We start from the raw sequence: 11,264 nt of genomic DNA on the forward strand, positions 1-11,264 counted from the left end.
GGCTGCGGCGCGATGGGGAATGCAGGTAGACACACCATGACTGATCAGCATCGATACCCGGAGAACGCCGACGAGGCCGAAGAATTCCTCGGAGGACTGCGATTCGATGACTCGGAGCCCGCGCCGGAGATTCCGGGCGCCGACGCCGTCGTGACCGTCTCTCGGACGGTCATATCGCCGGTTTCCCGGAACGCTGTCGACTAGGCAGCGGGGTGATTTATCAGGCGATGGTGAACGATTCGTCACCGAAGCGAGCGACGACCTCTAGTTTGCCGCCGAGACCTTCGATGTATTTGCGGATCGTCTCGAGTTTGGAGTGCTCGACGTCGCCGTGTTCGATCTTGGATACGGTCCGCTGACCGATACCGATCCGCTCGCCGAGTTCAGTCTGATTCAACTGCGACTGTTCGCGGAGTTCGGCCAGTCGGTAGGCCCTCTCGACGGCGCGCATGGTCTGGCGCACCGCCTCGACGCGAGACTGGTCGTAACCGCCACGCGGATGCCGGGTCTGGTCACTGGTGTAGAACTCCATCAGTCCAACCCTCGTAGATGCTCGTCGTAGACTCGGTCGGCCTCCGGGATGTTATCCCGATACCACTTCTTCCACTGACCGGTCTTGTCTCCGGCGATGAGAAAGATCGCCTTCCGCCTGGGATCGAAGGCGAAGATGACCCTCGCGTTCGACCCGGGGACGCGGAGTTCTTTCATGTTGCTGTGCCGTGAGGCCTTCAGGATGTCGACGAAGGCGCGAGGTCTCGGTGGGGTTTCGGGGTGTTGGCGGAGGTGTGTGAATCGTGTCCTGGTTCGGGGCGGGTGGGGGGTGGGGGTGTGGCAGGCTGCTAGGTCCGGTTACCTCGGACGAAGGATCGGGCCTATGTTCAGCGATTACATCGAACCCCTTCGGGACCTGGCCGAACAGAATCGGGATCTGCTCGGATTCGTGGTCATCAATCTCGGGAACGCGACGTTGGGGATCACGAAGTGGGGGCTGGATCTGGCGACGCCGATCCTGCAGCAGTTCTTCTCGGAGTATCCGCCGGGGCACCAGTAGGCGTGGTGGGGATGTGGGCGCGTTGCCGGTCGGTGACGCGCGGGGGAGGGGTGTGGGGAGTGAGGCCGCGGAGGCGCGTGGGACTCGCGTTGACACTTATATCGACCTGATGAGACGGTTGGGGCCCTGCTATCTCGGACGGCCGCATGAGGGGGGATCCCGCGATGTCGACACTCGCCTCGGGCGTGTTCATCGATTGGGAGGAGTTGACGGGGCAGTCGAAGTTCGTGGTCGATCTGATCACGTTCCCGATCTTCAGCGCGCTGGCGGGATGGCTGACGAACTGGACCGGCGTGCTGATGCTGTTCTGGCCGGTGCGGTTCCGTGGCGTGACCGTTCCGGGGTTGGCGGTGCTGTATCCGTATTACCCGCGCCGGGTGCAGGTGCTGCCGACGTTCTCGGGTGACGGCAGGCAACTCGGCTTTCAGGGTTTCATTCCGGCGCGCGCGGAGAAGATGGCCAGTATCTGTGTCGACAAGGCGTTGATGCGGATCGGCAGTCCTCGCGATTTCATCCACGAACTCGATCTGGACGGTGTCGCCGACTACATCGCGGCGTTGGCGCGCAAAGAGCTCGAGTCGATCGTCGACGAGATCATGTACCGCGAGAATCCGGAATTGTGGCGGCCGGTGCCGAAACAGGTGAAGCAGGTCGTCTACCAGCGGGTGGAGCGGGAATTGCCCGCGTTGACGCGGCGCGCGTTCGCGACGTTGGGCGACAATATCGATCAGCTGATCGATATCAAGAGTTTCGTGATCCGGTATCTGCGCGAGAATCCCTACATTCTCAAGGATCTGACGACGACGATCGCGGCGCCGGAATTGAAGTTCATGGTCAGGATCGGGTTGCTGGGCGCGCCGTTCGGTCTGGTGATGGCGTTGTATCTGCATGTGCATCACAGCATTCCGGTCATCGGGTGGCTGCCGTCGTGGGTGATCGTGTTGGCGAGCGCGGCGGCGATCGGCGTGATCGTGAACATGATCGCGGTGAAGATGGTGTTCGAGCCGGGTGATCCGCAGCCGCGCTACAGATACGTGTGGAAGCAGGCGTTGCTGGCCAAGCGGCAACCGCAGGCGGCGCTCGATCTGGCCCATATCCTCGCCTACCAGGTGTTGACGTTGCCGAATCTGTCGGCGGAGTTGCTGGAGGGTCCGAACGGCGACAAGACCCGGCAGTTGATCGAGCGACTGGTCTCCGACGAGATCCACCGGCAGCTCGGGCGGACCACGCCGGTGGTGCGGGCGGCGTTCGGCAAGCGGCAGTTCGACAATCTGAAGGTGGGCGCGGCGGGTGCGGCGGTGGGTCTGGCGCCGACGATGATCCAGGATGAGGAGTTCGCCCGCGAGCAGGCGACGAAGATCGATGATTTCGCGGCGCGCAAACTCCAGCAGTTGAGTCCGGGGGAGTTCATGGAGATGTTCTACGCCTCGGTGGAGCAGGACGCGTGGCTGTTGTATCTGCACGGCGCGGCGTTGGGCTTGGTGGTGGGCGCGGCGCATCTGCTGATCTTCGGTTGGTGATCGGAACCACCGCAGCCAAAACAAGCGGGCGTGCTTGCATTTTTCTGGCGGTCGGTGCGATGCTGGGTCCGCGCGCACTAGACGGCGCGTCCCGCGACGATAAGGGAACCCGATGGCCGACCTCGAGGCGCTGCTGGACGATTTCGCCGGTGAATGCGCCGCCCTGGAGACGATTGTCGCCCCGCTGGACGACCGAGGCTGGCATACCCCGACGCCCGCGCCGGGCTGGGACGTCGCCCACCAGATCGGGCATCTGACCTGGACCGACGAGATCGCGACGCTGGCCGCCACCGACGCCGAACACTTCCACGCCCTGCTCGCCGAGGCGGGCCCGCGCGCGCTGACCTTCGTCGACGAAGCCGCCGCGACCGCCGCCGCGCTGCCCGCCGACGAACTGCTGGCCCGCTGGCGCGTCGGCCGCACCGCGTTGGCCGACGCCCTGCGCGCCGTTCCGGCGGGCGTCAAACTGCCGTGGTTCGGTCCGCCGATGAATCCGGCGTCGATGGTCACCGCGCGCATCATGGAGACCTGGGCGCACGGGCAGGATGTCGCCGACGCCCTCGGCGCGGATCGCGAACCCACGGCCCGCCTGCGCAATATCGCCCACATCGGGGTGCGCACACGCGATTTCGCGTACGCGGTGCGCGGTCTGACCGCGCCCGCCGAGCAGTTCCGGGTGGAGTTGACCGCTCCGGACGGCACTCTCTGGACCTGGGGTCCGGAGGACGCCGAGCAGCGAGTGACCGGTCCGGCTCTGGATTTCTGCCTGCTGGTGACCCAGCGCAGGCATCCGGAGGATCTGGCGGTGCGGGCGACGGGCGCGGACGCGCAGCGCTGGCTGACCATCGCGCAGGCGTTCGCGGGGCCGTCCGGAGCGGGACGGACCGCGGGTCAGTTCGCCTGAGCGACCGGGCTTCAGCGCGGGGTCAGGGCTGGTTTCGGAGCCGGCGAGCGCCACACTTGGGTGCGCCGTACGTGTCGACGGCCGGACGCCGTTGGCCGGGTGTCTGGTGAATGGCAGTCGAGAGTGCCGCTCGCCGACTACCCGGGATTTACCCGATCGTCAGCCGCGGGAAACATCTCGGTACTCCACCGCCTGTGATTCTGCTCAAACGGTGGGGCACGTTCCGGACTACGCACGTAGTCTGGACACCTGTATGGCTTTCAATGGTGCGGGCCGCCGAATGTCCGGAGACAACGGCGACGGGGAAGGAACGCATCGTGACCGCACACCGCTCTGTTCAGTACGCGCGCCACGCGACGATCGTGGTGGCCGGCGCCGCCAGCCTCAGCCTGACGGTCGCGGCGGGGGCCTACATCGTTCACGAAATGGCGGATACCCAGCGCGGCGTGCCCGCAATCGGTGAACCTGTGCGGCAGCCCGCGGCGGTCGAGGAGGGTCCGCGCGTCACACCGCGCGCCCCCGCCGCTCCGGTCTTCCCGCAGGCGGCTTTTCGCGGCGCCCGACTGGGCGCGGTGACGGCCCCGAACGCGCCCGAGTTGGCCGAGGCCCCGGAACTTCGCCCCGACGCCGCCGAGCGGCCGCCGAGCGTCGAGGTCGTGTCGCCCGATCCCGCGGACCCGACGGGGCCCGCCACCCGATTCGGTCTCGGTGACGCCTACGTCGACGCCACGGTCACCCCGTCCGAACGCGACGCGGTGACGGTCACCCTCGACACCAACCTGTTCGCCGGGTTGACGGCGGAATCGACGACCGGCGTGACGCGGGTGGTCACCGAGGTCGACACCCGTCGCGGCGCGGTGACGGTCGCGGTGACCGATCCGGTGCACGGCGATCACGATCTGCGGATCGACCGCACGCCCGCGCCCGCGCCGAGCGACGGGCCGCGCGCGGGTCGGGCCGAGATCGAGCAGGCCGGGGTGGTCCGGTCCGCCCGCCTCGGGTGAGCCTCGCGCGTCCCCACTAGGGTTGCCGCGTGTACGACTTCTGCGTGATCGGCGGCGGCATCGTCGGTGTGGCGACTGCTCGGACGCTGCTGCGTCGTCATCCCGGCGCGCAGGTCGTGCTGGTGGAGAAGGCGAGCGCGTTGGCCGCCCATCAGACCGGCCACAACAGCGGGGTCATCCATTCCGGGATCTATTACGCGCCCGGCAGTCTCAAGGCGCGGCTGTGCGCGGCGGGCGCCCGCTGGACCAAGGAATTCGCGGCGGCGCAGGGGATTCCGTTCGAGGTGTGCGGAAAGCTGCTGGTAGCCACCGATTCCGTCGAGCACCGTCGGATGCTGGACCTCTACGATCGGTCGATCACCAACGGCGTGGAGGTGGAACTGCTCGACGCGGCCGAACTGCGGCGACGCGAACCGCGAGTGGCGGGGGTCGGCGCGCTGTTCGTGCCGGGGACCGGGATCATCGACTACACCGCCGTCACCGCCGCGTTGGCGGCGCAGGTCGTCGCCGAGGGCGGCCGGATCGTGCTGGACGCGGAGATCACGGAGTTGACCGAGACCGCGGATTCGGTGACGGCGTCAGGCCCGTCGGGTTCCTGGACAGCGCGCACGCTGGTGGTGTGCGCGGGGTTGCAGGCCGATCGACTCGCGGCGCTGGCGGGGATCGACACCGATTTCCGGATCGTGCCGTTCCGCGGCGAGTACTACCAATTGCCGCCGGAGCGCGCGGGTCTGGTGCGCACGCTGATCTATCCGGTGCCCGATCCGACGCTGCCGTTCCTGGGTGTCCATCTGAGTCCGACCATCGACGGCGCGCTGACCGTGGGGCCGAATGCCGTGCTGGGGCTGTCGCGGGAGGGCTACCGCAAGGGCAGCCTCGACCTGCGCGACGCCCGCGACGCGCTCGGTTTCCCGGGTCTGCACCGGGTGGCGCGCGCCCATCTGCGCACGGGCGCACGGGAATTGCGCAATTCCCTGTTCAAGCGGGGCTATCTGGCGGAGTGCCGTCGCTACTGCCCGGAACTGACGATGGCCGATCTGCTGCCGCGCGAGGCGGGCATCCGCGCGCAGGCGGTGTTGCGTGACGGCACCCTCGTCCACGATTTCCTCATCGAGCGGACCCCACGGTCGGTGCACGTGCTCAACGCGCCCTCGCCCGCGGCGACTTCGGCGGTGCCGATCGCGGAATACCTGGTCGATTCGCTGTAATCCGTATACCAAGCAACCGCCCGGTCGCAATCTGAAACTCCGTCGCACCGAATTCGGCGCAGACCCCTCGAATAAAGAGGAGCGCTGTAGTACTTTTGATTTCGGCCGTGGAACACGCGACGGAGGGCCGATGAGTCACATCAGATACGCCAGTGATGTCGGCGCACCGGTCGAAGTGGCCTTCGGCTACACCGACAATCACCTGCTCGTCCCCGACTGGATGTTCGGCGTCGCCGCATTCGAACCCGCGGGCGAACTCGACCAGGGACTCGGCGCGGTCTACGCGACCACCGCCCACGTCGCGCTGTGGCATCCCACCACGGTCTGCGAGATCACCGAGTACCGGCGCAACGTGGTCATCGGCTACACACTGCGCGGGCGGCTCTCGGGCACGCTGACCCTGCGCTTCGACCCGCTCGGCTACGGTCGTTCGGTCCTCACCTCCGAGGCCGAATACACCGCGCCGCACGGGTTACTCGGCAGGCTGTGCAACGGTCTGCTCGATTCGGCGGTCAGACAGGCACTGAGGCGAACGGAGTCGCAATTGCGCAGGGAGATCGAGCAATTCCACGGGACCGATCTTGTCGGACGGATTGCGTAGGGTGCCTTCCATGATCATCGTGAGCACCGACGGATCCTGCCTCCGCAACCCCGGGGGAGCCATCGGCTGGGCGTGGGTCAACCATGAGGGCGGCTCCGGCCACGGCGGCGCGCCCACCGGCACCAATCAGGTCGCCGAACTACGCGCGATCCTCGAGGCGATCCTGGCCCACCCCGGTCCGGAGCCGCTGCTGATCGAGAGCGATTCGCTGTACGCGATCAAATGCTCCTCCGAATGGGTCTCGGGCTGGCGGATGAACGGCTGGCGCACCTCCACCGGAGCGCCGGTCAAGAACGTCGACCTCGTCCGACAGATCGACCGCGCCATCTCGGGTCGTCCCGGCCCGGTCCGGTTCCGCTGGGTGCGCGGGCACGTCGGCAACTACTTCAACGAGCAGGCCGACGCGCTCGCCGGGCAGGCCGCCCGCGAGATCGCGGCCGCCGTGGCGGTCGGCGAGGTGCCCACCGTCGAACTCCCGGCCGTCACCCTCCCGGCCGTCATCGTGGACGAGCCGATCATCGCTCCGCAGCAGATCACGCCGTCGCAGACCACCGGGCCGCGGGCCTCGGGGAAGGCGGTCGCGCCCGCGACTCCTCAGACGTTGACGTTGTTCTGAGGGTCGACGCGACCGCGAGGCGCTCCGCCCGAAGACCTCCGGCGGTGGTGAACCACATCCCACCGCCGGAGGCGCTCGGGGAACTCAGTTGCCCGGCGCGGGCGCGGGCGCGGGCGCGGGCGCGGAGGCGGGCGGCTGGGTCTGGCCCTGTCCGCCCGGCGCGGCCGCACCGCCCGGCAGCCCGGTCCCGGCGCCCTTGAGCATCGGGGAGTCGAGCTTGGCCACCTTCCAGCGGCCGTCCTCGTTGCGCATGTCCGCGACCACCACGACGTACTGGCGCTCGGGATTGCCCTGGGTGAAGTTGGTGCGGTACTGCGTCAACGTCACCAGGACCTTGGCCTGCTCGGTGTCGCCGGACTGGAAACCGCACTGCGCGTCGTCGACCCAGGACTTCACCTGGGCCTTGACCATGGCGTCGCTGAGCGCGCCCTGGGCGTCGCCGAACTCCTTGAGGAAATCGCCGGTCGCCCCCGTCTTCACGGTGTCGAAGTAGCCCTGGAGGTTGTTGTTGAAGTCGTAGGTGGACACGTTGCGCCCGAAGACGCAGGCCGCGTGCGTGGCCTCGTCCACCGCGGACAACTCCTCGCCGCGCTTGTCGGCCTGCAAGTAGAACACCACCACGGCGGTGACGGCCGCGACCAGCAGGATGCCCGCGACGAACGCGGCGACGATCGGCACGGTGGCCGACTTCGGCCCCGCGGGTGCGGTGGGTTGCTCGTTCGCCGGTTCTTTGCTCAGGCTCGGCGTCGGTTGCGTCTTCGCGGCTTCGGCGGCCGAGTCCCCCGGCTTCGCGGCATCGTCAACGGCCTCGGTCTTCTCGGCGTCCTTCGCGGTACCGGAGTCATCGGTGGACATCTATAAATCCTGCACTTTCCCGGCGCGCGGACGCACCGATCGGTCTGACCAGCCGAAACGAGCCGGTCGTATCGGTCTGTCTGCGAGTATGCCCCGGCCCGCGGGCATGCCCTCGGGCCGGGGTGATCCTCATCGCACCGGGGGGAGGGTCCGTTCGTTCGGATCGACACCCGGCGGCATCTGCGCGCCGTTGTTCGGCACGTCGGGTCGCGGCGCGTTCGCGGCGCCGCGGATCTGCTGACCCGGCGGCGGGTTCACACAGTAATTCCACTTGGGCAGCGTGCCGTCCTGGACGACTTCGTTGCGGATCTCGGGGCTCTGGTACTGGCAGGTGGGCCGGGGCCAGATGTCGACGATCGTGTGGAATTCGTTGTCGTGCGCGGGCACGCCCACCGCGTCCAGGCCGACCTCGAGGGCCGGGAACAGCGCGCGCAGCGCGGGCAGACGCAACTGCGCGGCCTTGGTGATCGCGGCGAAGTTCTGGATCAGGCTGGTCATCGGATCGGAGGTCTCCTCGAGCACCGCGCCCAGGCGGGCGAACTGCTCGGGCGACTGGTCCAGCAACTGGCGCAGTTCGGCGTCGGCGTTGTTGAACTGCTCGAACAGCACACCGGAGTTGCGGGTCAGGATGCCCAGGTCCGGTTGCGCGTTGGAGGTGGTCTCCGCGATGGTGCGCAGGTTCGAGATCAGGTTCGTGGTCTGCGGCAGCAACGAGTCCAGGCCGGCCGCCGCGAGGCTGACGCCGTTGACGATGCCGCGCAACTGATCCGGTCCGCCGCTGAGCGCGATGTCGAGTTCGGACAGGATGACGCTGAACTTGTCCGGATCGACCTGGGCCAACAGGGCGCTGGAGTTGTCGAGCACCGACCAGATCGGGACCGGGGTCTTGGTCTTGTCCGGGTCGAAGCGGATGACCGCCCCGTCACGCAGGTACGGTCCGGCGTCGGTGGCGGGCCGGAAGTCGATGTACTGCTCACCAGCCCCCGAGAGCGCCTGCACCGAGATGCTGGAGTCGACGGGAATCGAGTACTTGTCCTCGATCTCGGCGGAGGCGGAGATGGACTGGCCGCGGTCGGTCAACTCGATGGAGGTGACCTTGCCGATGCGGAAGCCGCGCAGGGTGACGTCGTTGCCCGGTTGCAGGCCGCCGGAACGGTCGAGGTCGACCTTCACGGTGTAGCTGCCCTGCAACGGATTCACGCGCATGACATTGACCAGCAGGTAGGTCGCGCCGACCGCGAGTACCAGGACCAGTCCGACGTTGGACCAGAAGATCTTGCTGCGGAACAGTTTCGCCGTGCGGCTCATCGCTGGCCTCCCTGCACGCGGCCCTGGACGACCTGCAGCACCTGGATGAAGCTGCCGACGAAGTCGTTGAGGTCGACCAGGTCCGGGAACTTGCTGTTGGCCGGGTCGGTGATGAGGCCGACGTCGAAGCTGGTCAGTGTGCCGCCGACCGCGAGGCTGCGGCCGCGGAAGCTGGCGTCGACCTTGGGCCGCAGTTCGTGCAGTTTGTCCAGGGCGTAGCCGAATCGGTCGCCGGTGGCGGCGAGCGCGTCCATCAGGCTGCTCAGGTTGGTGAGCAGACTGGAGAGCTGATCGGAGGACGTGTTCGCGTAGTCGCCGAGCGCCGCGCTGGTGACCGACACCTTCTCGAGCAGTTCGCCCAGCGCCTTGTTGTTCTCGGCCACGGCGCCGATCATCTGCGGCAGCGTGTCGGCGACTTCGCCGAGTTCGTTGCGCCGCGACTCGATCGTGGTGGACAGCGCGCCGAAGTTGGCGAGCACGCTGTCGATCTGGGCGGAGTTCTGGTTGAGACTGCCGACCACGCCGGTCATCTCGGTGATCAGATGGGCGAGTTGGTCACCGCGCCCGCCGATGATGGAGTCCAGTTCGGAGGTCAGCCGGGTGAGGCTGGCGATACCGCCGCCGTTGAACAGCATCGACACCGAGACGAGCAGTTCCTCGACCGACGCGCCCGCGGAGGTCTGGTCCAGGGTGAAGGTGTCGCCGTCGGCCATCAGGTCGGCGCCGCCTTCGACCTTGGGCCGGGAGATCGCGATGAAGACGTCGCCGAGCGGGGTGGCCTGGCGCAGTTCGGCCGTACTGCCCTCGGGCAGTTCGATCTCGGCGCTGATCGACATGTCGACCACGGCCTGGAAGTTCTTGGTCTTGATGCCGGTGACGACACCGACATCGGAACCGCCGATCTTCACCTTCGCCTGATCGGGCAGGTTCAGCGCGTTCTCGAACACCGCGTGCAGCGTGTAGGTCTCCCCGGATTGGCCCGGTTTGGGCAGCGGCAGCGATTCCACGCTCAACCCGCAACCCGAGCTGACGCCGACGGCGGCGACCGCGGCCAGGGCGACGACCATTCGGCGCGCCCGCATCATTCGTCCGGTCATTTCGTCAGTCCCAGCAGTGCGGCGGTCAGACCGTAGTCCGGACCGAAGTCCTGGATGTTGCCGGTGCGGCAGCCGTCGGCGCGCATCTGGATCCGCTCGCAGAACAGGCTGACGAGTTCGCCGTCCAGGGCCGTGCCGATGATGCCGTGCAGTCGGACGAAGCCCTGTTCGCGGTTCATCGAGCCGTCGATGCTCTGCAACAGCATCGGCGCGACGTCGACGATCTCGGTGAGCCCGTAGGCGTTCTGCCGCAACTGGTTGGTCACGTTGGTCAGACCGGTCAGGGTGCCCTGCAACTGTTCCTGGTTCTCGGAGAAGACCGAACTGGTGTTGGCCAGGAAGTCCGACATCTGTTGCAGGGTGGCCTGCAAGCCGGGGGCCTGTTCGGCGAGCAGTCCGGTCATCTGGGTGATGCCGCTGCTGAAATCGCGGACGGACTGGTCGTTCTCGGCCAGCATCGTGGTCAGCTCGTTGAGCTTGATGATGATGTTGGAGATCGCGTCCTTGTTGTCGACGCCGACCTTCAACGCGCCGGACAGCGCGGTGAGCGTGTCGCGCATCTTCTCGCCCTGCCCGTCGAGCATCGGGTAGAGCACCCGGCCCGAGAGCGGGCCGAGCCCTTCCTGACCGGGCTGCGGTTTCAGCGCCGCGGCGAACTGGTCGATGGTCTTGATCATCGTGTCCAGTTCGACGGGAGTCCTGGTCCGCGCCAACGGCAGGTGCTCACCGTCGGACAGCGTCTCGCCCTGGCTGTAGACCGGGGTGAGTTCGATGTGGCGGTCGGTGACGATCGACGGGGACACGATCGCGGCGACGGCGTCTTTCGGGATCTTCACATCGCCGTCGATCGACATGTGGACCTCGATGAAAGTGCCCTTGGGCACGATCTTGTCGACCTTGCCCACCTCGAGGCCCAGGACGGTGATCGGGTTGCCCTCGAACATGCCCGCGATGTTCTCGAAGTCGGCGGTGACGCGCATCGTGTTGCCGAGCGCGTCGTTGACCGAACTCGGCAGCAGTGAGCAACTGCCGACCGCCAGCGCGGTCGCGCCGATGAACAACGATCGCCGCAGGGCCTTGTAGTTCACGCGATTCCACAT

Annotated in this window: 12 protein-coding genes and 1 pseudogene; 7 read left to right on the top strand and 6 right to left on the bottom strand. The window is 67.2% G+C overall.

Going from position 1 to position 11,264, the window contains the following annotated elements:
- Window positions 1-220 precede the first annotated feature (220 nt).
- Together ON30_RS27325 and ON30_RS37835 are read right to left on the bottom strand one after the other, a co-directional pair.
- Window positions 221-532 carry a helix-turn-helix domain-containing protein gene (locus tag ON30_RS27325; protein WP_051030043.1) on the bottom strand — a complete coding sequence of 104 codons (312 nt, stop codon included), beginning with the start codon at window positions 530-532 and terminating at the stop codon, window positions 221-223.
- A pseudogene (locus ON30_RS37835) lies at window positions 532-756 on the bottom strand (type II toxin-antitoxin system RelE/ParE family toxin); the annotation flags it as partial. The pseudogene ON30_RS37835 and the gene ON30_RS27325, both read right to left, overlap by 1 nt.
- Before the next feature lie 118 nt (window positions 757-874).
- Between ON30_RS37835 and ON30_RS40215 the strand changes: the two are divergent.
- The 7 genes from ON30_RS40215 to ON30_RS27360 all read left to right on the top strand — a co-directional run bounded on the left by ON30_RS40215 (window position 875) and on the right by ON30_RS27360 (window position 6,904).
- On the top strand, window positions 875-1,051 hold the full coding sequence (locus ON30_RS40215) for a hypothetical protein (protein ID WP_169334953.1): 177 nt from the start codon (window positions 875-877) through the stop codon (window positions 1,049-1,051).
- Between the two features lie 164 nt (window positions 1,052-1,215).
- The gene (locus ON30_RS27335) at window positions 1,216-2,571 is read left to right on the top strand and encodes a DUF445 domain-containing protein (RefSeq protein ID WP_040711591.1); all 1,356 of its coding nucleotides are present in this window, start codon (window positions 1,216-1,218) and stop codon (window positions 2,569-2,571) included.
- Window positions 2,572-2,683: 112 nt separating this feature from the next.
- The gene (locus ON30_RS27340) at window positions 2,684-3,475 is read left to right on the top strand and encodes a TIGR03084 family metal-binding protein (protein WP_040711593.1); all 792 of its coding nucleotides are present in this window, start codon (window positions 2,684-2,686) and stop codon (window positions 3,473-3,475) included.
- 317 nt (window positions 3,476-3,792) lie between these two features.
- Window positions 3,793-4,479 (top strand): hypothetical protein, encoded by a 687-nt coding sequence (locus ON30_RS27345; protein WP_157183849.1) that lies wholly within the window; start codon window positions 3,793-3,795, stop codon window positions 4,477-4,479.
- A 29-nt stretch (window positions 4,480-4,508) separates the two neighbouring features.
- The gene (lhgD, locus tag ON30_RS27350; protein WP_040711596.1) at window positions 4,509-5,687 is read left to right on the top strand and encodes an L-2-hydroxyglutarate dehydrogenase; all 1,179 of its coding nucleotides are present in this window, start codon (window positions 4,509-4,511) and stop codon (window positions 5,685-5,687) included.
- 130 nt (window positions 5,688-5,817) lie between these two features.
- On the top strand, window positions 5,818-6,288 hold the full coding sequence (locus tag ON30_RS27355; protein WP_040711600.1) for an SRPBCC family protein: 471 nt from the start codon (window positions 5,818-5,820) through the stop codon (window positions 6,286-6,288).
- Between the two features lie 10 nt (window positions 6,289-6,298).
- Window positions 6,299-6,904, top strand: a complete 606-nt coding sequence (locus ON30_RS27360) for a ribonuclease H family protein (RefSeq protein WP_040711602.1) — start codon at window positions 6,299-6,301, stop codon at window positions 6,902-6,904.
- Between the two features lie 84 nt (window positions 6,905-6,988).
- Here the strand turns inward: ON30_RS27360 and ON30_RS27365 are convergent, their stop codons facing one another.
- The 4 genes from ON30_RS27365 to ON30_RS27380 all read right to left on the bottom strand — a co-directional run bounded on the left by ON30_RS27365 (window position 6,989) and on the right by ON30_RS27380 (window position 11,264).
- Window positions 6,989-7,759 (bottom strand): hypothetical protein, encoded by a 771-nt coding sequence (locus ON30_RS27365; RefSeq protein ID WP_051030044.1) that lies wholly within the window; start codon window positions 7,757-7,759, stop codon window positions 6,989-6,991.
- Window positions 7,760-7,888: 129 nt separating this feature from the next.
- Window positions 7,889-9,067, bottom strand: a complete 1,179-nt coding sequence (locus ON30_RS27370) for an MlaD family protein (RefSeq protein ID WP_040711604.1) — start codon at window positions 9,065-9,067, stop codon at window positions 7,889-7,891.
- Entirely contained in the window at window positions 9,064-10,164 is a 1,101-nt protein-coding gene (locus ON30_RS27375; protein WP_051030045.1) for an MCE family protein, read from the bottom strand. Before ON30_RS27375 ends, ON30_RS27370 begins: the two co-directional genes overlap by 4 nt.
- Complete coding sequence (locus ON30_RS27380) at window positions 10,161-11,264, bottom strand: MCE family protein (RefSeq protein ID WP_373282638.1); 1,104 nt, start codon at window positions 11,262-11,264, stop codon at window positions 10,161-10,163. Before ON30_RS27380 ends, ON30_RS27375 begins: the two co-directional genes overlap by 4 nt.

It is taken from the genome of Nocardia takedensis NBRC 100417 (assembly GCF_000308695.1).
GTDB lineage: Bacteria > Actinomycetota > Actinomycetes > Mycobacteriales > Mycobacteriaceae > Nocardia > Nocardia takedensis.